Source organism: Curtobacterium sp. MCSS17_016, from assembly GCF_003234255.2.
In the GTDB taxonomy this organism is placed as follows: Bacteria; Actinomycetota; Actinomycetes; order Actinomycetales; family Microbacteriaceae; genus Curtobacterium; species Curtobacterium flaccumfaciens.
Genome location: NZ_CP126254.1, coordinates 3,221,130 through 3,244,008, shown reverse-complemented (window position 1 = coordinate 3,244,008; position 22,879 = coordinate 3,221,130). Strand labels below are relative to the sequence as shown.

The following is a 22,879-nucleotide window of genomic DNA, read 5'->3' as shown; positions in this document are numbered from 1 at the left end:
TCGGCGCTGGGGTTGTCGGACGTGTACCGTCTCCGGCACCACCCCCACCCGAGAGGACTGCGTCATGCGCATCGGATCCAGCATCGCCCTGATCGTCATCGGCGCGATCGTCGCCTTCGCGCTGAACATCCAGCTCGCCGGTATCGACCTCCGCCTGATCGGCTACATCCTGATGGCAGCCGGTGTCGTGCTGCTCATCATCAGCCTCGCCGTGGCCTTCGGCGGTCGCCGCACCACGACCACCACGCGCTCGGGCGTCGACCCGGCGTCGGGGGAGCAGATCACGCAGCAGGATCGGCGCGACGGGACCTACTGACCCGCGGTCAGTGCTCCGGCAGGTACTCGTGCCGGAAATCGGCGACCGCGTCGGCGATGTGGTCGTAGTCGCGATCCGAGCTGAGGACGGTTGCCCCGTTCCGCACGGCGTAAGCAGCGATGTGGACGTCGATCGGTCCGGCTCCGCGGACGTGGCCGTTGTTCCAGAGAGCGTTCTGGATGCTCGTCACATCCTGGACGTCCGGGTGTTCTGATGCTTCGAGGAAGGCGTCCATGTCATCGCGGTGTCCCTGGTGGTCGGGCCCGGTGCGTGCTGAATGGCAGTACTCGAGGACCTGCGGCGGGCAGGTCATGATCAAGTCTTGCGTCGCGATCTCGCGAAGGCGTCGTGCGATCCCCGCGGAACGGTGCGCCTTCCACCAGACGGAGTTGTCGACGATGTACGTCGCCATCAGGGATGGAGCTCGTCAGCCGCGGAAGGGTCGGCGCTGAAGTCCCGCGCGATGATGCGTTCGACGGCGGCGGGCTGTCGCCGCACCGCGATGAGGGTTTCGAGTGCTCTCTGCACGACCTCGCGGTTGGAGCGCGCGCCGGTCAGCTGCTTCGCATCATCGAGCACGCGTGGATCAAGATCGATCGTCGTCACTGCCATACCGATCACCTCCGTTATACAGAGGAGTATATAACCGGGCGGGCTGCTGGCGGAAGGGTCAGAAGAGGGTCGCGGGCGGGGTCGCGTCGGGCAGCGCGGACGGCTCGGGGACCTCGGCGCCGGGCCAACCCGGACCGTGCGGCACGTCGGTGCCGTTCTGGAACGCGGTGGCAGCACCGCGGGCACGCACATCGGCGGCCTCGTTCATCTCGTGACCGACGTGGCCGCGGACCCACTCGAACGTGACCTTGCGGCCCTGCAGTTCCGCGTCGAGTTCCTTGATGATCTCGACGTTGAGCACCGGGTTGCCGTCGGCCTTCCGCCAGCCCTTGCGCTTCCAGCCGGCGAGCCACTCGGTGCAGGCCTTGATGGCGTACTGGCTGTCGCACAGGATGTGCAGCGGCTCGCCGGTGTCCTTCGTGGCGCGGAGCAGCTGCAGCACGGCGGTGAGCTCGCCGATGTTGTTCGTCGCGCGGGGCCAGCCGCCGGCCGCCCACCGGTCGTCGTCGACGTACCAGGCCCACCCGGCAGGGCCGGGGTTGCCGAGGGCTGAGCCGTCTGCGGCGGCGACGATCGTCACGATGGGACCTCCTGGTGGTGCCGAGTGCTCGCGAGTGCTGGTCAACCGTAACCGACCGTACGGACGGGCTCCGCGCGGCGGGGCGGCGACCGGATCAGCGCGCTGCGGGATCGAGGTTGAGATCGGTGTCCGTGATGAGCTGGTCGCCCGCGCCGGTCTGCAGCGACGGGTTCAGCCAGCGGAGTTGCGCGACGGTGATGCCCAAGCGTTCGGCGACCGTCACCTGCGCGTCGTCGCTCGACACCTGGTACGACACCGGCACACCGTGACGTTCGTGCACCCAACCGTTCGCCCCGGGCCGCGCTGCGCCCACGTCGACCTGCAGGTGCGGGTACGGGTCGGGGATCGTCCAGTGCAACGGAGCGACTGCGAGCACGGAGCCGATGCCGGTGCGTCCGGAATCGTCCCCGTCATCAGACGGTGCCGGCACGAGCGCCACGCTGTGCAGGAAGTCCGGAGTGGACCCAGCCTCGGACAGTCCGACCGAGTCCGGGGCGCCGGTCTCGGGGTCCCAGATGACGACCCCGGCACGGTGTCCGCTGGCGTCGCCGGCACCGTCAGCGTCACCCCCGCGGAACTCCAAGCTCATCCACTGCGGGTTCGTCGTGCGGTAGCCGGACAACTCGGCGTCGAAGGTGCCGGTCTCGTTCGCGACGACCCGCACGTGGATCCGGGTGTCGCCGCTCGCCGAGACGACATCGGTCTCGGCGGCGACCGTGCCGGGCGCCAGGACCTGCGGCGTGCTGACCTGTTGTGCGGCGGAAGTCGGGTCGGCTCCCGGGCTCCGGCTCGTTCCGTCGAGTGATGCCTGTCGCGTCGGCACCGGGATCGCGTCGTCGCCGCCGGACGCCGTGCACCCGGCGAGCAGCAGCCCCACCAGCGCCGAGCCGATCACTGTGGTCGTCGCGGTCCGTGTTCGTCCCATCGTTCCCCCTCGTCGGCAGCGTAGCGGGGGCCAGGGACGTCATCGAGTGCGGGGAGCGGACCGAGCCAGACTCGTTACACGGGGCCGAGGACTACCGTCCGCTGCAGGAGGAAACACCATGAGCGACAGCATCCCGAACTCCCCCGGCCCCGAGCCGTCCGACGACCGAGCACGGAACGACGCGCTCCGCGACGCCGCGCACAGCGACGACGTCGACGGGGTCAGCGGACGCGAGCAGCGAGCAGCGGACACGTCGTACAGCCCGTCGAGCGAGCGCGAGATGGACGCGTCCCAAACGAAGCAGCGCGACGACGCCGACCTGCGTGAGGACGGCATCGACCCGTCCAAGGTCATCGCGGCCCCCGGGACGGGTGGCGCGGACGACGCCGGCGACGTCGAGCCCGAACCGGGCGACCTGCACCTGCCGTGGCAGTCCGAGGAGGACCGCCGAGGCTAGCTCGGCTACGACACCGAGTCCGGGTGGGAGCCCGTCCGCTGCCCGGACTCGAGCGTCGCGATCGCCGCGAGCTCGTCGTTGGTCAGCACGAAGCCGTCGACGTCGAGGTTCGACTGGATCCGTGACGGCGTGACCGACTTCGGCAGCACCACCACGCCCTGCTGCACGTTCCACCGCACGAGCACCTGCGCCACGCTCACGCCGTGCGCATCCGCGATGCCGGTCAGCACCGGCTCGTCGATCAGGCGCCCACGACCGAGCGGCGACCACGCCCCGGTCACGATGTCGTGCTGCTCGTGGAACGCGATGAGTTCGCGCTGCGGCAGCCACGGGTGCCGTTCGACCTGGTTCAGCGCCGGCACCTCGCCGGTCTCGTCGATGAGCCGCTGCAGGTGCGGCACCTGGAAGTTCGAGACACCGATGCTCCGTGCCCGCCCTGACTCACGCAGTTCCACCAGAGCGCGCCAGGTCTCGACGTAGCGGTCGTTGGCGGCGGCCGGCCAGTGGATCAGGTAGAGGTCGACGGCGTCGAGCCCCAGCCGCTCGAGGCTGCCGTCGAACGCAGCCAGGGTCGCGTCGCGCCCCTGGTGGTCGTTCCACACCTTGGTCGTCACGAAGACGTCGTCACGGTCCAGCCCGGAGGCCCGGATCGCCTTGCCGACGCCGGTCTCGTTGCCGTACATCTCGGCGGTGTCGACGTGCCGGTAGCCGGCGTCCAGCGCGAGGCGGACCGCCGTCTCTGCCTGGGTGTCGTCGACCTTGTAGACGCCGAAGCCGATCGCGGGGATCGAGCGGCCGTCGCGCAGGGGAACTGAGGTGACCATGCACCCATCCTGCCGGTGCCTGGCGGGCGCGCGCCGGGCCTCCAGGCCATCAGTGGAGAACGCGACCCGTACGCCGGGCGCACGTTCCTTCCCGTACCGGCCGCGATGGCGAGTGGAAACGGGCGTACCTGGTCAGAACTTCCGACCAGGTACGCCCGATTCGACCAGGTACGCCCGAAACTGCCCGCCGCCGCCGCGCGCCCGCCGACACCCGCCGCCGCGCGCCCACGCCGCCCGCTCAAGTCGGCAGGTGCACCGGCTCGGTGTCGGGGAGGGGGCTGGCGTCGCGGCCGCGCAGGTCGGGCAGCCAGCTGCGCATCGCCAGGGGGAGCAGCACGCCCAGGCCGGCCATCACGGCGCCGACGGTGAAGCCGCCGACGGGGCCGCTGCCGTCGATCAGGAAGCCGGCGATCGCCGAACCGCCGGCGGCACCGATCAGCTGGCCGGTGCCCATCCAGCCGTAGGCCTCGGCCGTGTCGGAGAACTTGACGGTGGCGGAGACCGAACCGAACATCACCGCGAGGGCCGGCGCGATGCCCACACCCGCGATGACCAGGGCCAGGCAGAGCCACCAGAAGCCCGTGCCGCCGAGGGCCAGGGTGAGGCCGACGAAGACGACGGCCATGCGCGTCCACAGGGTGTTGCGGGAGATGGGGCGGTGGCCGAACGCCAGGCCGCCGGCGAGCGAACCGACCGCGAACACCGCGAGGACGATGCCGGCGTTCGGGCTGCCCTCGCCGAAGACGCTGGTGACGCTCGCCTCGACCGCGGCGCACGCTCCGATCAGCAGCAGACCGGTCAGGGTGGCGACGACGACCGCGGGGCGCTTCAGCACGACACCGAAGGCGCGCTTCGAACGGGGGATGCGGACGCGGCCGAGCTCGGGGGAGGCGATGAACCACGCGCCGCCGACGACCAGGAAGACCATCGCGACGACGATCGCCTCGACCGTGCCGACCTGGGTGGCGACGAAGGTGGTGATGACCGGGCCGGCGACCCAGATGAGCTCCTGCGCGCTGGCGTCGAGGGAGAAGAGGGGTGTGAGCTGCGCCGACGTCACCATCTTCGGGTAGATGGTGCGCACCGCCGGCTGCACGGGCGGGACCGCCAGGCCGCCGAGGAACCCGACCACCACGTAGCCCCAGAGCGGCATGACCACGAACGCGATGACCACCATGCTGACCAGCGCGACGATGCTCGTCAGGATGAGGACGGGGCGCATGCCCCAGCTGCCCATCCACCGGCTCGTCAGGGGGCCGGCCAGCGCCTGCCCGATGCTCGTCGTCGCGAGCACCAGACCGGCCGCGCCGTAGGAGTCGAACACGTGCTCGACGTGCAGCAGGTAGGCCAGCGACAGCATGCCGAACGGGAACCGCGCGGTGAGCTGTGCGGCGATGACACGACCCACGCCAGGGGTCTTCAGGAGGGGCCCGTACGTACTCACGAGACGAGTGTACGGACCGGCCGGACGGGGGTGTCCCCCGTCCTGGGGAGGGGCGGTTCGCGACACGCCGACGCGTTGATTCCACATCTGTGGATCGGGACTGTCCACCGGTGTGGGGAAGTGTCGGTGGTCGGGCGCAGACTGGCGGAAACTCGGGCCTCCCGGGAATCCACAGACTGTGGAGGACGTTGTGGAGAACTACACGGCTGTAACACTTCCTCTAGTGGTCGGTGCTGCGGCTAGCCACTAGATGTAGTGTGGAGGCATCGCAGCGGCCCCTCCCGGACACGACTGCGGACAGACATCAGCACCACCTCCACAGCACAGCAGAAACCAGTAGGAACCAGGGGAGAACATGGCCGTCACCGTCTACACCAAGCCGTCCTGCGTCCAGTGCACCGCGACGTACCGGGCCCTCGACAACAAGGGCATCGAGTACGAAGTGCACGACGTCTCCACGGACGAAGCAGCGCTCGAGCACGTCAAGAGCCTGGGCTACATGCAGGCCCCCGTCGTCGTCACGGACGACGACCACTGGTCGGGCTTCCGCCCCGACAAGATCGCAACCCTCAGCGCCGAACTGGCGTAGTCGTTCTGCGGGCCCCGAAGGGGCCCGCAGGCAGGGCATCTCGGGAGGCGCGACTCGCCTCTCCTGGCCCGTCCGGTCCGCCTGTCCGCACCTTTCCACGAGGAGCGCACCATGAGCCGATTGGTCTACTTCTCGAGCGTGTCCGGGTACACCGCGCGCTTCGTCGAGAAGCTCGGCCGCGACGCGGACCGGATCCCGCTCTACCCGAGCGAACCGTTCCTGCACGTCGACGAGCCCTACGTCCTGGTCCTGCCCACCTACGGTGGCGGCAACGGCGAGGGTGCAGTCCCCAAGCAGGTCATCAAGTTCCTCAACGACGCCCACAACCGCTCGCTCATCCGCGGCGTGGTGGTGGGTGGCAACACGAACTTCGGCGAGGCGTACGGCCTCGCAGGGGACGTCATCGCGCAGAAGTGCAACGTCCCCCTTCTCTACAGATTCGAACTCTTCGGGACCCCTGACGACGTGTCGGCGGTCAACTCAGGATTGGATGCATTTTGGACGCAGCAGTTGCAGACGTCGATCTGACGTCGCCGCAGACGGGGATGGACTACCACTCCCTCAACGCGATGCTCAACCTCTACGACGCGGACGGGAACATCCAGTTCGACAAGGATCGTGAGGCCGCCAAGCAGTTCTTCCTGCAGCACGTCAACCAGAACACCGTCTTCTTCCACAACCTGAAGGAGCGGCTCGACTACCTGGTCGAGAACGAGTACTACGAAAAAGCCACGATCGACATGTACTCGCTGGACTTCATCCAGCGACTCAACGACCTGGCGTACTCGAAGAAGTTCCGGTTCCAGACGTTCCTCGGCGCGTTCAAGTACTACACGAGCTACACGCTCAAGACGTTCGACGGCAAGCGCTACCTCGAGCGCTTCGAGGACCGCGTCGTCATGACCGCCCTCGGCCTGGCCCAGGGCAACGAGCAGCTCGCCATCGACCTGGTCGAAGAGATCGTCGCCGGCCGCTTCCAGCCCGCGACCCCCACGTTCCTCAACACTGCGAAGGCACAGCGCGGCGAGCTTGTCTCCTGCTTCCTGCTCCGCATCGAGGACAACATGGAGTCGATCTCGCGCGGCATCAACTCCTCGCTGCAGCTCTCGAAGCGCGGCGGCGGCGTGGCCCTGCTCCTCTCCAACATCCGCGAGGCCGGCGCCCCGATCAAGCAGATCGAGAACCAGTCCTCGGGCATCATCCCCGTGATGAAGCTGCTGGAAGACTCCTTCTCCTACGCGAACCAGCTCGGTGCGCGTCAGGGTGCCGGCGCGGTCTACCTCAGCGCCCACCACCCGGACATCATGAAGTTCCTCGACACCAAGCGCGAGAACGCCGACGAGAAGATCCGCATCAAGACGCTGTCGCTCGGCGTCGTCGTGCCGGACATCACGTTCGAGCTCGCGAAGAACAACGAGGACATGTACCTGTTCTCGCCGTACGACGTCGAGAAGGTCTACGGCGTCCCCTTCGGCGACGTCCCGATCTCCGAGAACTACCGCGCGATGGTCGACGACTCGCGCATCAAGAAGACGAAGATCAAGGCGCGTGACTTCTTCACGACCATCGCCGAGATCCAGTTCGAGTCGGGCTACCCGTACATCGTGTTCGAGGACACGGTGAACAAGGCCAACCCGATCAAGGGCCGGATCAACATGTCCAACCTGTGCTCGGAGATCCTGCAGGTCAACACCCCGACGACCTTCAACGAGGACCTGTCCTACAAGGAGATCGGCAAGGACATCTCCTGCAACCTCGGCTCGCTGAACATCGCGCTGACGATGGACTCGCCGGACTTCGGCAAGACCATCGAGACCGCCATCCGCGGCCTGACCTCGGTCTCGCAGATGTCGCACATCACCTCGGTGCGTTCCGTCGAGGACGGCAACGACAAGTCGCACGCCATCGGCCTCGGCCAGATGAACCTGCACGGCTACCTCGCTCGTGAGCGCGTCTACTACGGCTCCGAAGAGGGCATCGACTTCACGAACATCTACTTCTACACGGTGCTGTTCCACGCCCTGCGTGCGTCGAATAAGATCGCGATCGAGACCGGTGAGACCTTCGACGGCTTCCGCGACTCCAAGTACGCGTCGGGTGAGTTCTTCGACAAGTACACCGACCAGACGTGGACCCCCGCGACCGCTCGTGTTGCCTCGCTGTTCGACAATGCGAACATCACGATCCCGACGCAGGACGACTGGAAGGCGCTGAAGGCGTCCGTCCAGGAGCACGGCATCTACAACCAGAACCTGCAGGCCGTCCCGCCGACCGGTTCGATCTCGTACATCAACCACTCGACGTCGTCGATCCACCCGATCGCGTCGAAGATCGAGATCCGCAAGGAAGGCAAGCTCGGCCGCGTCTACTACCCGGCGCCCTTCATGACGAACGACAACCTGGACTACTACCAGGACGCGTACGAGATCGGTGCCGAGAAGATCATCGACACGTACGCCGCGGCGACGCAGCACGTGGACCAGGGCCTGTCCCTGACGCTGTTCTTCAAGGACACCGCCACCACGCGTGACATCAACAAGGCGCAGATCTACGCATGGCGCAAGGGCATCAAGACGATCTACTACATCCGTCTCCGCCAGCTCGCGCTGGAGGGCACGGAGGTCGAGGGCTGCGTCAGCTGCATGCTGTAGAGCTGCCGCTCTGCTCCCTGGAGGCGCGGTGCCAACCCGCACCGCGCCTCCAGTCCGTCACTTAGTCACCATCTCTGTAAGGAACACACGTTGGTCGAGAAGCTGAAGCTCATTGATCGGGTCCAGGCCATCAACTGGAACCGCATCCAGGACGACAAGGACGTCGAGGTCTGGAACCGTCTCGTCAACAACTTCTGGCTGCCCGAGAAGGTGCCGCTGTCGAACGACGTGCAGTCGTGGAACACGCTGACGCCGGCCGAGCAGACCCTGACCATGCGTGTGTTCACCGGTCTCACCCTGCTCGACACCATCCAGGGCACCGTCGGCGCCGTGTCGCTCATCCCCGACGCGATCACCCCGCACGAGGAAGCCGTCTACACGAACATCGCGTTCATGGAGTCGGTGCACGCCAAGTCCTACTCGTCGATCTTCTCGACCCTCGCGTCGACGCGTGAGATCGATGAAGCCTTCCGCTGGTCCGAGGAGAACCCGAACCTGCAGAAGAAGGCGTCCATCGTGATGGACTACTACCAGGGCGACAACCCGCTGAAGCGCAAGGTCGCCTCGACGCTGCTCGAGTCGTTCCTGTTCTACTCGGGCTTCTACCTGCCGATGCACTGGTCGTCGCGCGCCAAGCTCACGAACACTGCTGACCTGATCCGCCTGATCATCCGCGACGAAGCCGTCCACGGGTACTACATCGGCTACAAGTACCAGAAGGGCCTCGAGACCCTCACGCAGGCCGAGCGCGACGAGCTCAAGGACTACACGTTCTCGCTGCTGTTCGAGATGTACGAGAACGAGGTGCAGTACACGCAGGACCTCTACGACGAGGTCGGTCTGACCGAGGACGTCAAGAAGTTCCTGCACTACAACGCCAACAAGGCGCTGATGAACCTGGGCTACGAGCCGATGTTCCCGAAGAACATCACCGACGTGAACCCGGCCATCCTCTCCGCCCTGTCGCCGAACGCGGACGAGAACCACGACTTCTTCTCGGGGTCCGGCTCGTCGTACGTCATCGGCAAGGCCGTGAACACTGAGGACGAGGACTGGGACTTCTGATCCTGGTCTGACTCGTGGGAACGCCCCGCTGGCTTCGGCCGGCGGGGCGTTCTCAGTTGACGGGCACCGTCGCCGGTGCGGCCGGATAGCGGTCCCCGGATTCACTTGGTCGACGCAACACCTTCCTCGGAGGTGTTCCGCGTGTACCTGTCTCTGTCATCACCGCAAGCTGTCCGGTTCCTCGCGCTGATTGCGGAGGGGCGAGGTCTCAAACCTTCCGCCCGAATCGCTGGCATCGGCAAGGAGACCGGGTACCGGTTCCTGCGCGAGCGGTATCTGCAGCTGCGCCGTTCCGGTCATGATCCCGCGGCGGCGCTGGAAACGGTCGGGGTGACGAGCAGCCGTGCAGCGTCCTGGGAAGCGCGCCTGAACCTCGACGGACGGCACCATCTGCGCGTCGAGCTGAGTGTCGAGGACCGGTTCTGGTCGGCGTTCAACGCAGGCGCATCCGTCGATGCTGCCGCGGCCGGAGCCGGGCTGGGCCGCGCGACCGGCTACCGGCTTCTACGACGTCGATTCGACGAGCTCCGGGAAGGAAGCTCCGTCGCATCTGCCGCCGTCACGCTTCGGTTGAGCGGGAAGCGCGCTGACCTGCTCGAGCGGGAACGGCGGAGCAGACTCCGCAGCGACCAGAGCGCCGCCACGGCGGCGCTGCGCAAGGCGTTGGCTGCTTCGGCGCGCGTTGCTGAGCTGTCACTGACGACGACGCGGGGAGGGCGAAAAGCCGTTGGCGTTGAGGACGAGTACTGGAAGCTGATGCGGCAGGGCATGAGCAACACCGACGCCTGCAGACTGCTTGGCATGTCTCGACGCTCCGGCACCCTGATTCGCCAACGAGCCGGCTACCGCGTCCCGCCAGCGAGCCCTATCGAGCCGGCGTCGTCGGGACGTTACCTGGCGCTGCGGGAACGACTCCAGATCGCCGACCTCCACCGACTGGGGCTCTCGATTCGCCAGATCAGCGTCCGTCTGGGCCGGCACCCGTCAACGATCAGTCGCGAGCTCCGTCGGCACCGGACAGGAAGCGGGGACTACTTGCCGCATCTTGCTGACGATGACGCCAGGCGCCAACGCGCCCGTCCGAAACCGCACCGCCTCGTCGCCGATGCCGCGCTTCGACGGCTGGTGCAGCGGAAGCTGAACCGGTTCTGGTCACCGGAAGAGATCAGCGGCTGGCTACGAAAGACCTACCCCACCGACGCGGCAAGGCGCATCTGCCACGAGACCATCTATCGAGCCCTGCTCCTCCGGGACGATGCCGGCCTGCACAAGCGCTACACGGGCAAACTCCGCACCGGACGTCGAGTCCGACGCACCAGGTGGAACAACCCCATCGGTCGAGGATCCCGGATCCGGAACATGGCCAGCATCACCGAGCGCCCCGCGGAAGCAGCCGACAAGCAGACCGCCGGCCACTGGGAAGGCGACCTCATCGTCGGTGTCGGCTCCGTGTCCGCGATGGCCACCCTCCGTGAACGCACCACCCACTACGGCATCGTCGTGAACCTCCCGAACGATCACACTGCGCGCAGCGTCAACGCCGCGATCACGGAAGCGTTCGCTGCGATCCCCAAGCACCTGAAACGGTCGCTGACCTGGGATCAGGGCGTCGAGATGGCTGCCCACGAACAACTCACTGCCACGACCGGTGTCCCCGTGTTCTTCGCCGACCGTTCCAGCCCCTGGCAGCGCGGCGCGAACGAGAACTTCAACGGGCTCCTCCGGCAGTACTTCCCCAAGGGCACGAACCTTGCCCTCCACAGCAGCAGCCACGTCACCGCGGTGATGAACGATTTCAACAACCGCCCGCGAAAGCGCCTCGACTACGACACTCCAACCCAACGATTCAACGCCGAGAAGCGCCGCATCACTGCCCTCCAGCTACCCTGAAACCAGCCCCAAATTGACCATCTGTTGCGTCGACCATCAGAATCCGCCGGTCGCTCATCGAGATTCGTTTCGGATGGGCTATGTGAGACGCGAACGTCGTCATGTGCAAGCCGCGGGAGGCCGTCCCCGCTGAGGACCCGATTTCGGACGATGGAATGAGCCGGTAGCGTCGCGATGTGACTGTTGCCCTCATCGTCCTCTTCTCAGCCTCCGCGAGTTTGCCCGTCGCGGGCCTGGTTCGTCTCTATCGAGCGGCACGCGCCGCGTCCATCGAACGACAAGCTGAAGTCGATCGGCGCGGTTCCGTAGAAGCGACCTTTGGGGACTTCGATGCCTTTGTTGCATCGTGGTCAGCTGAACTTCTGACAGAGGACCGCAAAGCCAGACTCGTCGATCTTCTGCTCATCGGGGGCGGCCTGATCTGCGGAGCTTCAGCAAGCATCTGGGATGTTCTCGTTTAGCGCCACTCGAATCATGCTGATCCATTGCATTCGCCGACGCGGCTCGACGCTTTGGCCAGCGGAGGCGATGGTAAGACAGAGGTCGAGCGCCTCGTCCACGATTGCCAGCACCGGTACGAGAACGTCGCGGTGATCAATGGCCCGATCACCGGCAACACGACGCTGGGCGAGACAGTCATCCCGCCCGGAGCTAGGCCCCTCCCGAAGAACGCGCGCTACGCTGCGAAGCTGGGGGTCGCGATCCCGCAGAGTACGCTGGCATCGAGCCCAAGAACCTCGCACATCGCGGCGTAGTGCTGCGGATCTAGCGTTTGCATCAGCGCAAACACGGCTTGGAGGACGGCGATCGCTTCCCCTGGTTCAAGCGGCCGACTAATGTCGGCGTCCTCGTTGTGGGAATACGAATGTAGGTATCTGAGGACTCGGGTGCGGACAGGCCCGTCCTCGATGTTCGCGAGCGCCTCGCGCAACGCACCGTCGAAGCTTCCAACCTTCGCCGGGTAGCGGAACGCGAGGAACGCCTCGAGCATTCGTCGGGCCGAATTCGGGGCGAGTGCGAGTGCGTCAAGCTGCGCCATGAGGCCACCGCCATTTGCAGCGTCGGATACCGCCTGTCCAACGTGACCGAAGAGGTAGTGGTATTGCGACCGGAGCGTCTTGGCCTTCCGATTGTCCTTGTGCGGCCATTTGACGAAGGTCGGGACCCGGCGCGGTTCTCCGTCAACTTCGCGGTTTCGGATATGGAGTTCGTGCACCGAGCTGCGTGGAGCGAATCGGCCGGCGCTGTCCAGCTGGATTAGCCACTGCCGGAACATCTCGAAGCTGTGGGTCAGGACGAAGGTCTGCGCGATCGCCGGCCGAGAGACAAGTTCTGCCCATAGATGGGAGGAGACGCCAAACATCACGTTGTGATCGAGACTCGACACCGGATCGTCGACGACCACGATCGGGAGGGTATCGACGACTTCGCTGCTGCGCAGGCGGGCGAGGAAGTGAATCAGTGCGATGCAGGTCCGTTCGCCTTCGCTGAGCGCGGTTGCAGGCGCCCCGGCACGTTCGAGGCGGTACGTCCGCCGGTCCGGACCAGGCGCGAACAGAAGCTCGTCGCGACCGAGGAGACGGGCGATCGACGCCGTAAGTTCGGCGGCGAGTGGAGTCGGGTCCGCCTCGAGGTCCGTCAGTGCGACGATGCGGCCATCGGTCTCGCGTTGCTCTTGATCAAGTTGAGCGAGTTCGAGCTCTGCTGCCTCGATTTCGGACGCGGCGATGTGGACCTCGTCAGCGACGCCGGCGACGATGTGTAGCTCGAGCCGCCGCGCAGCTCCGCGAACGTTCTCCGAGTGGGAACGACTTCGGCTCCCGTGGACGCCTAGAGCGGCTTCGATGTGCTCTGTCGTTGGTGGCTCAAGACAGAGGTCTTTCGGCAGGAACGGGGTGCCGAAAGGATTTGAGCGCTTCGCACGGAGGAGCTCGTCGAGGTTCTGCACAGCGTCTTGGTACGTCGCCAGGTCACTGTGGTAGTCATCTCTTGCTAGGTCGAACGCTTCGGCGGCATCTTCGTAGAGTTCTTGCCTGCGCGGAAGGGCGAGCGCGTACTGAGCGGCATCCGCGACCGACGTGGCGAGCCGACGTATCGCGAGGTCGATTCGTCGTTGTAGATCCTCGACCGCCGAATCGAAGTGCGCCTCGAGGGCGTCTCGGCGCTCCGGGCCAAGCTCGCCGTCACAGAAGAGGCATCTCGCGAGGCCGTCGTGTAGCTCCAGCCCGGTTTGGACCCACTCCGCCCGATCGCCATGTTCGGTGAGAGCGTCAATTGCAGTCGCGGTGACTCTTTCGTCGAGCAGCTCGACGATCGCGGTCATGTCGGCCTGCGCCGCGAGGTTCGGGCGATTCGGACGTTCGATCGCGGCCAACGGAGCCGAGTCCACGACCATCTGGTCGGCACGAGCGTCTGTCGACGCGCCTGCGAGCGTTGACGCGTGTTCCAGCAACGCTCGGACTTGAGTGATGTTGTACACGTTCGACGCGCGGTAGCGCCTATCGGTGCCCGAGAGTCGGTTGACGACGTCCTGCGCGGCGCTGCGCATCTTGTCGTCTCGGTGCTTTCTCGTCTGTACGATCCGGTTCCGGAGATCTGCTCGCGATGACGTGAGGTCCTTTGAGCGCGCCCGCTTCTCTTCGAGCTCGGCTTGTGCGTTCACGTTTGCTTCGCCGAGCGTCAGCAGCGCGTCGGGAGATGGTCCGTCGGGCCCTTCGAAGCGGAGGCTTCTACTGACGTAGCTCTTGTTGAACACGTGCACGCGGCGCCAAGCGTCGTGTCGGTCGTCGACAATGTATTCGAGTGGTAGCCCGTCGGCTTGCCATTCGAACCTGATGTCGGTCGCGGCGGGAAGCACCCCATCGACGCAGTCCTGCAGGAGCTGCGCCAACGTGGACTTCCCGGAGCCGTTCGTCCCGAAGATGAGGTTCACCTGCTCGAACGGTGCGGCACCTCTGCTGCCCGACCAGTTCCGGTAAATCTGATAGTCGCCGATGTGTCTGAACTGCTTGAACATGTCCCGCTTCTTTGCCGTGTCCCAACTCGGAGCGACAGCAATCTAAGGGTTGCTCACTGGACTCCTTCGACGACTTGCCGTCCCGTCGTCCAACTTCCTAGTGGCCAAGCTTCGATCACGTGAACCCCCAAGGTCCGGAACCTTGTTCCCCGGCCCGAAGTCCTGATGCGCAGTAGTCCGCGCTGCACGTCACTGCGCGGAGTGCTGCGTTGCTTCGCGTCGATCGAGCTCGGTGAGCATCGTCGTCGTGTTGCGGAGCACCCGTGGCGTGGTCACGACGGTGATGACGAATATCGCGAGGCGAGCCAGATGGCGAGAGCCGTTATCGGCAGGTAGAACACCGGTGCCAACCATCGGAGCGGCCGGTACTGCTGTTGGCGAGATTGCAATGCTCGCCGCCAATCGGCGATGTCAACGTCGGATGGAACGGTGCCCCGACGGACAGCCTTGCTGAACTCGGGACGCTGCCTACCCGCCCATGAGCACGTCGTGTCCGGCCGACCCAGATTCCCATGAAGATGCCGTAGAACGCGCCGACGATGATAGACAGAAGCGCTCGAGGTCCGACGCCTAGTTCCGGCGTCGTGATGAAGGTCGCTCCAAACCATGCGCCGGCAAACATGACGGCCATGATGACGCCCGCCATCCACGTCGGCACCTGCTTCATCCACCCCATGCCTCGAGCCTGCCATGTCCAGCCGATGGCTGGTCGGTGCATGCTGCGCCAGACGCGTCCGTTAGCCGATCTGCCACCGGACGCATTAGCTGAGACGATGGGGTGTGCCCGATACGACTGCGCTTCTCGTCATCGACCTTCAGCGTGGCGTCGTCCAGGGCTGCTTCGACGTCGCCGGCGTGCTCGGTCGTACTGCGCAGCTCGTCGAGCGCGCGCGATCGACAAGCGTGCCTGTGGTCTGGGTGCAGGATCACGGCAGCTTCGCAGAAGGCACTGATGAGTGGGCACTCGCGGCACCGCTCGAAAGAGCGGGGAACGAGCCGCTCGTCCGGAAGGAGTACCGCGACTCCTTTGCAGACACTGACCTCGCCGACGTCCTGGACTCCTTGGGCGTGGAACACCTCGTCGTTGCCGGCGCCCAGAGCGACTACTGCATCCGGACGACCACGCAAGCAGCGGCCGCGCGTGGGTTTGATGTCACGCTGGTGTCCGACGCGCACACGACGACGGACGCCGAGCACGACGGCGTCCTCATTACCGGCGAGCAGATCATCGCGCACACGAACATGTTCTTCGACAGCCTGCGCTACCCCGGCCACAGGTATTCGGCCGAGCGGTATGACCAGGTGCAGCTGCAGCCCGATCGGTGAGCGATCGTCTACGGTCGCATGATCGTCAAGGGCGCGCCCATCTGTACTCGTCGTCCGTACCGGTCGAGGCCATGCTCGGCCTCGACTGCGAGTAGTGACCGATGGAACGAGGTGACTGGGTCTTCCTCAGCGAAGCCGGCTGTTGCGTAGAACGGCGCGTTCCAAGGCACTCCTGCGTACGTGCGGAGAGAGATGTGCTCGTAGCCACGCTCGCGCGATTGGTCCTTTGCAGCTTCGACGAGCGCTCGACCCAGGCCCTGCCGCGCCAGCCCCGGCGCTACCGACAGCTGCTCGAGGTGGCAGATGCCGTCCACCTCGAGCACGTGCACGAATCCAGCGACTTCGGCGTCGACGTCGACGGCGAGCAGGAAGCCGGGCTCGGAGAGTCGCGTGATCCCGGGAGGGGCTGGAGACCACACGTCGGCGTGCAGGAAATCAATCAGCAGCTGGTCCGCGTCGTTCTCAATCCGCTCGACAGCATGCGCGTCGCTTGCCTGGGCGAATCGGATCAGTCGTGCCATGCCGCAAGCGTAGGAGTCCCGAAGGACGTCTCGGTGAACGATCGACTACCGGGCACGAGCGGCGGGCAGAGCCCGCTACGGTGACGGACGGGACGCTACGACCCGGCGGGCCAGTCGCGGACAAGTGCCGACATGATCACCTCGTCATGGAAATGGCCGTCGCGGAACGTAGCTTGGCCGCGCACTCCTTCGTGCCGATAGCCGACCTTGTCTCAATCAAACAAGTCAGCGGAACACGAGCCCGAAGAGGTTCGTCAGGACAAGGGGAACCGTCACGATCGTGGTGATCGCTGCGACCTTGACGTTCTTATTCTTGTCGGCACGACGAGCAACCGTCTGCGCTCGAGACTCCATCCGGATCCGGTGTCCCGGCCCAATCGGGATTTCCTGTCGTCGAACCTAGAGCGGTCGAACTACGGCGACTAGTAGCCCAAGCAGCAAAACCCAGCCGATGGCGTGCGCGGGAGCGGGCATCGGCTGCACGGCTTCAAGCCAAATCCACAGCCCGATCAGCAGCAGCGGCAGCAACAGCGGTACGAGGCGCTTGACGAGGCTCGTCAGTGGCCGTCGGCCGGTACCTATCAGCATGGACGGCGGCGGCTCTCCGCAGCGAAACCGCACCGTGCGGGGAGCGACGCTTCCAGAAGCCGAAAAGACGTGACTCCGCCCTTACTCTGAGAGACGCTCGACAGACTGTCGACGAGGACTGAAGGGCCGAGATGACCGGGGAACAGCCGAAATACGAGACACGGACAGTGAAGTCGGTGCGCGGCCTGGAATCCCGGACGCAGACCAGGTGGGAGCAGGACGGCTGGGAACTGGTCACGATGACGCAGGGACGGCTGCAGTCGCAGCTGGAGTTCCGTCGGCCGAACAAGCGGGTCGGCCGGCCCACTCTCATCGCCACCGGAGCTGGAGCCGCAGCGCTGGTCGTCGTCATCGTCCTCGGCGCCACCGGAGGGTTCGGAAGCGGCGAGGACGCACCAGCCGAGGCGAAGGCACCAACCACCTCCGCCACGTCAGCCACGACTACCGCCGTACGCCCGTCGAAGGTCGCGGCGCCGAGCCCGACCACGGACGCCCCGGCGGTCATCACGGCCGAGAACTCGCCCCAGTTCGCAGCGCTGCTGCAACTAACCGACACCTGCGACGCCTCGCTCGCAGCGTTCGCCGACGGGAACAAAGGACGGATCGTCCGCTTCGACGGCTCTATTGGAGCGATGGCTCCGCATGGCTCGGCGAAGACCAGGTACGACATCCTCATCGGCGCGGGGGACTTCAGCGAGACATCCGCGCCGGGCCCGGCGTTCCAGTTCAATGACGTGAACACGACGTACGACATGCACTATAAGAATGAGGGGCCCGGTCACATCGGTGTCGGCACGAACCTCGGCATCAGCGCGGAGGTGGCGGACTACAACGCCGACCAGTGCCTGTTCCGCCTGAGGCCAGTGGCGACCTCCTTCCGGTAATCATCTGCGCTGTCGCGTCCATCCGATACGGTCAAGCCATGCCCGATGATGACGAGGTTCCCTCGACCGTCACCCCTGCAGAACTGCGGGCGATGCTCGAGCGGGCTCCGTTGGAAGCGGCGGGCCGAAACCTACGGCTGCTGCCGGCGATGGTCGTGAAGAACACCGACGTGCTGTTCGCTGCTCCCGAGGTCACCCTCGACGACGCGCTCGACATCGCAAGCCATGTCGGCGCGGCGTTCGTCACCCTCGGAGAGCGGACGTTCGACCTGGCGGAGTTCCTCGGCGACGCTGAAGGGGTGCCCGCCAGCCTCCGGAACAACGCCGCGAGTCACGACGGCGACCTGGAGGGGATGGACCTCCAGTTCATCGGCGCGGGCGTGTCCTACGCATGGTGGGCGGCCGTCGACTGGTCGCAGGAGCTGACCGCCGAGCTCGAGGAATGGCAGGAAGACGCGGACGAGAAACGCGACCGGGAACGACGTGAACGGTTGGCGCGGGCGCAGCAACTCATCCAGGCGGCCATCGAAGATGCCGGGGTCAGGGCCGCGAAGCCGATGTCGAGGAAACCGGTCGTTGAAGCGTTCATCCGCAGCCGGATGGAGTCGAGAAACGACGTCGGCGCTGAGTACGCATTGCGGTGGGCACCGCAGCGGGTTGCTGAGGAGTGGCGATCCGCGTACGCGCTCCTCGACAACAGCGCGAAGGTGTTCATCTCCGACCTCCACGAACTGCCCGAGTGGCAGCGCGCGAAATGGAAGCCATCCGTTCGCCGGGACGTGCTCCTGCGGTACGCAGTGAGTCGGACCGGCGGTTGGGCTCCCACGGACAAGTGGTTGAAGGACATGGACGCGAAGTCCGCGCCGACAACCTGACCGGCACGCGAACTTCTTGCTTCGTCCGCGCATACCTCTGACATGAGCAGCAACAGCATCGTCACCCGCGTCACCGGCACCCGGCCCTCGGCCGGTGTCAACGCCGTCGTCCTCGCCCTCGGGCCCTCGGGCCCGCGGTCGCGGTTGTCGCCGGGTTCGTGCTACTGCTCAGCGCCGGATGGCCGGTCGCAGCCCGAGCGTTCGTCGCCTCCGCTGCCCTGCTGGTCGCCTCCCTCACCGTCGAGGCGCGCAAGCGCCTCACGCGGCGCAGGCGTGGCGCCGCTACGATTGACGATCCTCAACCGGGACAAGGGCCGGTAAGCCAATATTGGTCAGGGTTCAGATCGGATCACGCTCATGCGACCGTTGTCCATGAGCAGAGCCTGGTCATCGTTCAGTGGTGTCAGGGCGTAGGCGCCGCGGTATGTGTCGATAGTCTTCTGGACGAGTTCCGGTGGGTACGGGGGCAGGAGGCCGTCCGCGTGCGGGATGACCGTTTGGTCGATCAGCGCGAGTCCGGCGTAGTTGGTGAGCGCGGGCCCGTCAGCGGGATCGTCCATCAAGGATGCCGGGGTTACGTCTGGTACGGCGATGATCGAGCCGGCGCTCGCACCGATGTACGGCAGACCAGCCCAAACGCGCTCGACCAGCACGGCGGCATTCCCACTCTCGCGCAGCGCTTCCAGGAGGGCAAAGGTGCTTCCGCTGGCCACGTACACGGCGTCGACGTCAGCGAGGATCTGGTCGAACCGGTGGGTCGCGGTTCCTCGCGCGGTGACGGGGACGATGTGGCCCGCAAGCTCCTCGAGGGCTGCACGTTCCACTTCGACGAAGGCAGCGCCCGCGAACGATTGCTGCGCGTCGTCGATGTAGGCAATTCGGAACCCGTCGAGCGGCGCCTTCGCGCGGTTCGATCCGGTCAGGAAGGGCAGGATCGCCCCGGTGTTACGGGATAGCAGCAGGATCTTCACGGAACGTGACCCTAGAGAGGCCCACCGACACCGTTGCCCGCCACGGAAGAGCAGCGCCCGTCGGCGAAGCGCGCCAGGTGCTGGCGGCCCCGTCTCAATAGCCGATCGTCATGCGAGACAATGTGTCCGCGGTTACGTTGAGCTGGTGAAGCCGCCGAAGTATCCGCGCCCGTTTGCGTGGTTCGTGGTGATCGCAGCCAGTCTTCTGCTCGCGCTCGGACTGCTAAACCTCATCATCAACACCACCCGCCCCGGGTCGTGGCTTCTGTTGATGGTGCTCATGCCGTGGCCGCTTTCCGCGGGCTTGAAAAGCTTGCGTCTGTCGCCTACGAGCACATGGAGTAGCCCGCCTTGATCATCATGAAGTCCAACGGGTCAGTCAGCAGTGTGCTGAACGACACGTTCCGCCCGCTCCCGGACCAGGTGCGACGCAGCCTCGGCCTCCTCGACAACGACGACCACTTCGCGTGGCTCGTCTTCTCCGCGCCGATCGACGACCAGACCTGGCGCGCCGGCCCGCAGTCGGTCATCGACGAGTACGGCAACTCCTACCTGCAGGCCGGTGGCACCGCGGAGAAGATGAGCGTGGAGCTGCGCCGTCGCGAGGACGACGGGGAGTACCGCTTCTACATCGTCGGCCGTGACCACGACCTCACCGAACCGCTCACGGAGACCATCGACGTTCAGGCAGCGCACGAGCCTCGGCATCCTGCCGAGCTGTTCACGGCCGACCAGGCTGCGCCGGTGTTCATGCACTACGTCGAACACCAGACGGTGCCCGACGGCTACACGCTCCGTCTCATCGACGACATGTAGAAGGTGGCGACGCCACCGTCGCGTGTCCGCGACCGTGTGCCGGACAGGAGGCGCGGTGCCAGCTGGCACCGTGCCTCCTGTCCGTTGCTGCTCACGCGACCGCGTGCAGTCGCGCAGCCAACCGCGTCCGGCCAGCCCTGGGCTGGGCTGGGAATGGTGCTGGGTCCGGATCACCCGAGGGCGCCGCCCCAGAAGTTGCCACCGCCGAACACGACCTTCACCGGCACGGCCTGCGCTCGGTCGGCCACGTACCGGTACACGCCGCCCGGACGTCCGAGCCACAGCACCTGCGCGGTCGTTGCGGCCGTCGCCACGGTCCGGAGCTCCACCACGTACTGACCGGAGGGGATCTGGAACTGCGCCGTCTGCTCGCTGTCGAGCAGCGTTGAGAACCGTGTCGAGAACGACGCACCGGTCGTCGTGTTCGTCACGGTGACGCGCGCGCCGCTCAGCTGCGCCGACGGGCTGCGGGATGCCGAGGCCGCGTAGACGACCAGGTCGTAGTCGCTGTGGGCGTAGTGCTGTGACAACGTGACCCGCGACGCCGGGAGGGTCCCTCGCTGCTGGTACACCCTGGTCTTCCAGACGGCGGGCGACGCCGTTCCACTGGCGTAGGCCTCGATGCGGTACTTCCCGGTGCTCAACCCGACGAACTGGTACTGGCCCGCCCTGTCCGAGGTCGTCCGGAACACCTGCGAGGTGTCCTCGTTCCAGGCGTACATCAGGCGACCGGCGGCGGGTCCCGTGGGGCCGACCACACCGCCCTGCACGGTGGCGCCGATCACGAGCGGCACGGTGACCGCGACTGTCGAGCCGCCGCGGACGGCGATGCCCGAGCGGAGTCTGGGTGCGTAGGTCTCCGTTCCGTGCGGCGGGAGCTGCCGCGTCGTCACCGTGATGGTGTCCGGTGCGGGGATGCCGGTGAACGTGGCGGTGCCGTCATCGTCGGTGGTGGCGTTCCCGACGACGACGTCCGTGCCGATCGCTGCGAGTTCGACGTCCGCCAGCCGGATCGCGGTGCCGTCCGGCATTGCGAGCTGCGCGGTGATCGTTCCGGATCCGGCCGCAGTCGCTGGTGGCGCGAGGCCGATCAGCGCGCCTGCTGCCAGCGCAACGGCCAGTGTCATCCCCGTGATCAGTCGCATCGCGTTCCCCGGTCGTTGGCCAGCCGTGCGTTGCCAGGGACTGTACGCGCACGGCGGGCGGGCGGTGAGGCAGGCACATCGCAGCAGCGGTCACGCGGAAGCCGTCCCGGCTTCGACAAGCGTCACGAGGTGCGGGTCGCGCCGATCGCCCAGACGCGGGGCGGTTCGGCACCGTTGACCGCGTGGTCACCGATGATCCGTGCCTTGAACACCCACGGGTTGTGGCTGCCCGCGGTGCGAGCGTTCCGCCAGTGCCGGTCGAGGTTCTTCGTCGTGCTCACCCCGGACGCCGCGAGCGCGTCGAACAGATGCGAGGTCGCCGTCGTCGCCAGGGTGGTCAGCGCCACCTGCGCCTGTGCGGTCGCGAGTTCGGCGCGGTCGTTGCGGCGCTCGTCCTCGGCTGTGTCGAGCCCGGCTCCCTCGTACGCACCCTGCAGGGCCGCGGCGGCCCGGTCGACGATCGCAGTGGCGGCGAACCCGGCCGCCGACACCTCGCCGACGACCTGGAGGATCTGCGGGTCGGCTGCGATCGTGTCGGCGTTGCCGTGCGAGAAGACGCGGGTGCGGTTCCGGACCTCGCGCGCGATCTCCCGCTCGGCTGCGAGGACGGACCCGGCGAGGACGCTCAACAGCACGCCCTGGTAGAACGCCGTCTGGTACTTGAACCGCTCGTCGAAGGGGATCACCGCGTCGGCCTGCACGACGGCGTCGTCGAAGGTGCTGGTGCCGGAGCCGGTGGTGCGCTGCCCGAACCCGTCCCAGTCGTCCGTGTGGGTGACCCCGGGCTGGTGCGCGTCGACGATCGCGATGATCCGCTCGCCGGTGTCCGTGCGCTCGGCGTAGGTGTCGATCCAGTCGGCGAAGATGCTGCCGGTCGAGTAGTACTTCTGCCCGGTGATCCGGAACGTGCCGTCCGGCTGCGGGGTCACTTTCGTGATCACATCGCCGACCTGCACTGACCCGACCTCGGTCCACGAGTTGCCGGCGATCTCACCGCGGCCGAAGCGGTCCAGCCACCCCTCGCGTTCCCCGGTCCGGGCGACCAGCCGGTCCTCCACCAGTGCGAAGTGGCCGCGGAGCGCCTGGGGGATGTTGCTGTCAGCGGCGGCGAGTTCGGTCAGCAGGCGGAACAGCTGGGGCAGGGTCGCCCCGGCTCCGCCGTGGGCGACGGGGACGCGGACGGCGCCGAATCCTGCGGCGGCGAGTTCGCGGATCTCCTCGAACGGGAGGCGGTGGTCGCGTTCGCGCTCGGAGGCGCCGGCAGCGATGCGGTCGAAGATCGGACGGAAACGGGCGAGGAGCTCGTCGTTGGCGCCCTCGTCGATCGTGCTGTCGGCGGTCTGGTTGCTGATGGTCACGAGGACTCCTTCGTGCTCTGGGTTGC

General features: G+C 66.4%; 26 protein-coding genes. 13 read left to right on the top strand and 13 right to left on the bottom strand.

Translation table 11 applies throughout. The features are described from left to right. Positions 1 to 64 precede the first annotated feature (64 nt). Entirely contained in the window at positions 65 to 316 is a 252-nt protein-coding gene (locus DEJ19_RS15340; protein WP_111232838.1) for a DUF6458 family protein, read from the top strand. Positions 317 to 323: 7 nt separating this feature from the next. On the opposite strand, the gene DEJ19_RS15335 is transcribed toward DEJ19_RS15340, so the two are convergent. The 4 genes from DEJ19_RS15335 to DEJ19_RS15320 form a co-directional block, all read right to left on the bottom strand. Then, on the bottom strand, positions 324 to 728 hold the full coding sequence (locus DEJ19_RS15335) for a PIN domain-containing protein (RefSeq protein WP_027465940.1): 405 nt from the start codon (positions 726 to 728) through the stop codon (positions 324 to 326). Next, on the bottom strand, positions 728 to 928 hold the full coding sequence (locus DEJ19_RS15330) for a type II toxin-antitoxin system VapB family antitoxin (RefSeq protein WP_111232839.1): 201 nt from the start codon (positions 926 to 928) through the stop codon (positions 728 to 730). Before DEJ19_RS15330 ends, DEJ19_RS15335 begins: the two co-directional genes overlap by 1 nt. A gap of 58 nt (positions 929 to 986) precedes the next feature. After that, positions 987 to 1,508 carry a ribonuclease H family protein gene (locus DEJ19_RS15325; protein WP_111232840.1) on the bottom strand — a complete coding sequence of 174 codons (522 nt, stop codon included), beginning with the start codon at positions 1,506 to 1,508 and terminating at the stop codon, positions 987 to 989. Positions 1,509 to 1,602: 94 nt separating this feature from the next. Further along, positions 1,603 to 2,433: a hypothetical protein gene (locus DEJ19_RS15320; protein ID WP_146250626.1), complete on the bottom strand. Its 831-nt coding sequence runs from the start codon at positions 2,431 to 2,433 to the stop codon at positions 1,603 to 1,605. A 118-nt stretch (positions 2,434 to 2,551) separates the two neighbouring features. Between DEJ19_RS15320 and DEJ19_RS15315 the strand changes: the two genes are divergently transcribed. Further along, positions 2,552 to 2,890: a hypothetical protein gene (locus tag DEJ19_RS15315; RefSeq protein WP_111232842.1), complete on the top strand. Its 339-nt coding sequence runs from the start codon at positions 2,552 to 2,554 to the stop codon at positions 2,888 to 2,890. Positions 2,891 to 2,895: 5 nt separating this feature from the next. Here the strand turns inward: DEJ19_RS15315 and DEJ19_RS15310 are convergent, their stop codons facing one another. Beyond that, positions 2,896 to 3,714 carry an aldo/keto reductase gene (locus DEJ19_RS15310; RefSeq protein ID WP_111232843.1) on the bottom strand — a complete coding sequence of 273 codons (819 nt, stop codon included), beginning with the start codon at positions 3,712 to 3,714 and terminating at the stop codon, positions 2,896 to 2,898. Between the two features lie 238 nt (positions 3,715 to 3,952). Then, on the bottom strand, positions 3,953 to 5,158 hold the full coding sequence (locus DEJ19_RS15305; protein WP_111232844.1) for an MFS transporter: 1,206 nt from the start codon (positions 5,156 to 5,158) through the stop codon (positions 3,953 to 3,955). Between the two features lie 355 nt (positions 5,159 to 5,513). Here DEJ19_RS15305 and nrdH point away from each other — a divergent pair, with 355 nt between their 5' ends. From nrdH to DEJ19_RS15275, 6 genes are all read left to right on the top strand, one after another. Continuing rightward, the gene (gene nrdH, locus DEJ19_RS15300) at positions 5,514 to 5,747 is read left to right on the top strand and encodes a glutaredoxin-like protein NrdH (RefSeq protein ID WP_017886897.1); all 234 of its coding nucleotides are present in this window, start codon (positions 5,514 to 5,516) and stop codon (positions 5,745 to 5,747) included. 111 nt (positions 5,748 to 5,858) lie between these two features. Then, on the top strand, positions 5,859 to 6,275 hold the full coding sequence (gene nrdI, locus DEJ19_RS15295) for a class Ib ribonucleoside-diphosphate reductase assembly flavoprotein NrdI (protein WP_027465945.1): 417 nt from the start codon (positions 5,859 to 5,861) through the stop codon (positions 6,273 to 6,275). Positions 6,276 to 6,292: 17 nt separating this feature from the next. Then, positions 6,293 to 8,398, top strand: coding sequence for a class 1b ribonucleoside-diphosphate reductase subunit alpha (nrdE, locus tag DEJ19_RS15290; RefSeq protein ID WP_110864196.1), 2,106 nt, complete (start codon positions 6,293 to 6,295; stop codon positions 8,396 to 8,398). Between the two features lie 90 nt (positions 8,399 to 8,488). After that, positions 8,489 to 9,463 carry a class 1b ribonucleoside-diphosphate reductase subunit beta gene (gene nrdF / locus DEJ19_RS15285; RefSeq protein WP_017886894.1) on the top strand — a complete coding sequence of 325 codons (975 nt, stop codon included), beginning with the start codon at positions 8,489 to 8,491 and terminating at the stop codon, positions 9,461 to 9,463. A gap of 141 nt (positions 9,464 to 9,604) precedes the next feature. Beyond that, complete coding sequence (locus DEJ19_RS15280) at positions 9,605 to 11,353, top strand: IS30 family transposase (RefSeq protein WP_220035300.1); 1,749 nt, start codon at positions 9,605 to 9,607, stop codon at positions 11,351 to 11,353. A 176-nt stretch (positions 11,354 to 11,529) separates the two neighbouring features. Continuing rightward, a complete protein-coding gene (locus DEJ19_RS15275) occupies positions 11,530 to 11,814 on the top strand; it encodes a hypothetical protein (RefSeq protein ID WP_146250627.1) in 285 nt (94 codons plus the stop codon). Between the two features lie 215 nt (positions 11,815 to 12,029). On the opposite strand, the gene DEJ19_RS15270 is transcribed toward DEJ19_RS15275, so the two are convergent. Together DEJ19_RS15270 and DEJ19_RS15265 are read right to left on the bottom strand one after the other, a co-directional pair. Then, positions 12,030 to 14,369: an AAA family ATPase gene (locus DEJ19_RS15270; protein ID WP_111232845.1), complete on the bottom strand. Its 2,340-nt coding sequence runs from the start codon at positions 14,367 to 14,369 to the stop codon at positions 12,030 to 12,032. 322 nt (positions 14,370 to 14,691) lie between these two features. Continuing rightward, complete coding sequence (locus DEJ19_RS15265) at positions 14,692 to 15,045, bottom strand: hypothetical protein (protein WP_146250628.1); 354 nt, start codon at positions 15,043 to 15,045, stop codon at positions 14,692 to 14,694. Between the two features lie 104 nt (positions 15,046 to 15,149). Here DEJ19_RS15265 and DEJ19_RS15260 point away from each other — a divergent pair, with 104 nt between their 5' ends. Then, positions 15,150 to 15,695, top strand: a complete 546-nt coding sequence (locus DEJ19_RS15260; RefSeq protein WP_111232846.1) for a cysteine hydrolase family protein — start codon at positions 15,150 to 15,152, stop codon at positions 15,693 to 15,695. A gap of 8 nt (positions 15,696 to 15,703) precedes the next feature. Here the strand turns inward: DEJ19_RS15260 and DEJ19_RS15255 are convergent, their stop codons facing one another. Then, positions 15,704 to 16,216 carry a GNAT family N-acetyltransferase gene (locus DEJ19_RS15255; protein WP_111039819.1) on the bottom strand — a complete coding sequence of 171 codons (513 nt, stop codon included), beginning with the start codon at positions 16,214 to 16,216 and terminating at the stop codon, positions 15,704 to 15,706. Positions 16,217 to 16,441: 225 nt separating this feature from the next. Beyond that, a complete protein-coding gene (locus DEJ19_RS15250; protein ID WP_258377359.1) occupies positions 16,442 to 16,570 on the bottom strand; it encodes a hypothetical protein in 129 nt (42 codons plus the stop codon). A 410-nt stretch (positions 16,571 to 16,980) separates the two neighbouring features. Here DEJ19_RS15250 and DEJ19_RS15245 point away from each other — a divergent pair, with 410 nt between their 5' ends. Together DEJ19_RS15245 and DEJ19_RS15240 are read left to right on the top strand one after the other, a co-directional pair. Beyond that, positions 16,981 to 17,688 carry a DUF4839 domain-containing protein gene (locus DEJ19_RS15245; RefSeq protein WP_181441485.1) on the top strand — a complete coding sequence of 236 codons (708 nt, stop codon included), beginning with the start codon at positions 16,981 to 16,983 and terminating at the stop codon, positions 17,686 to 17,688. A 38-nt stretch (positions 17,689 to 17,726) separates the two neighbouring features. After that, the gene (locus DEJ19_RS15240) at positions 17,727 to 18,563 is read left to right on the top strand and encodes a hypothetical protein (RefSeq protein WP_146250629.1); all 837 of its coding nucleotides are present in this window, start codon (positions 17,727 to 17,729) and stop codon (positions 18,561 to 18,563) included. Between the two features lie 332 nt (positions 18,564 to 18,895). Here DEJ19_RS15240 and DEJ19_RS15235 read toward each other — a convergent pair whose 3' ends face one another. Further along, on the bottom strand, positions 18,896 to 19,534 hold the full coding sequence (locus tag DEJ19_RS15235) for a Type 1 glutamine amidotransferase-like domain-containing protein (protein ID WP_181441486.1): 639 nt from the start codon (positions 19,532 to 19,534) through the stop codon (positions 18,896 to 18,898). 145 nt (positions 19,535 to 19,679) lie between these two features. On the opposite strand from DEJ19_RS15235, the gene DEJ19_RS15230 reads away from it, so the two are divergent. Further along, positions 19,680 to 19,889 carry a hypothetical protein gene (locus DEJ19_RS15230; RefSeq protein WP_146250630.1) on the top strand — a complete coding sequence of 70 codons (210 nt, stop codon included), beginning with the start codon at positions 19,680 to 19,682 and terminating at the stop codon, positions 19,887 to 19,889. After that, a complete protein-coding gene (locus tag DEJ19_RS15225) occupies positions 19,886 to 20,350 on the top strand; it encodes a hypothetical protein (protein WP_111232850.1) in 465 nt (154 codons plus the stop codon). Before DEJ19_RS15230 ends, DEJ19_RS15225 begins: the two co-directional genes overlap by 4 nt. A 170-nt stretch (positions 20,351 to 20,520) precedes the next feature. Here the strand turns inward: DEJ19_RS15225 and DEJ19_RS15220 are convergent, their stop codons facing one another. Next, positions 20,521 to 21,495 (bottom strand): carboxypeptidase-like regulatory domain-containing protein, encoded by a 975-nt coding sequence (locus DEJ19_RS15220; protein WP_111232851.1) that lies wholly within the window; start codon positions 21,493 to 21,495, stop codon positions 20,521 to 20,523. Positions 21,496 to 21,617: 122 nt separating this feature from the next. Continuing rightward, positions 21,618 to 22,853 carry an acyl-CoA dehydrogenase family protein gene (locus DEJ19_RS15215; RefSeq protein WP_111232852.1) on the bottom strand — a complete coding sequence of 412 codons (1,236 nt, stop codon included), beginning with the start codon at positions 22,851 to 22,853 and terminating at the stop codon, positions 21,618 to 21,620. Between the last annotated feature and the right edge of the window lie 26 nt (positions 22,854 to 22,879).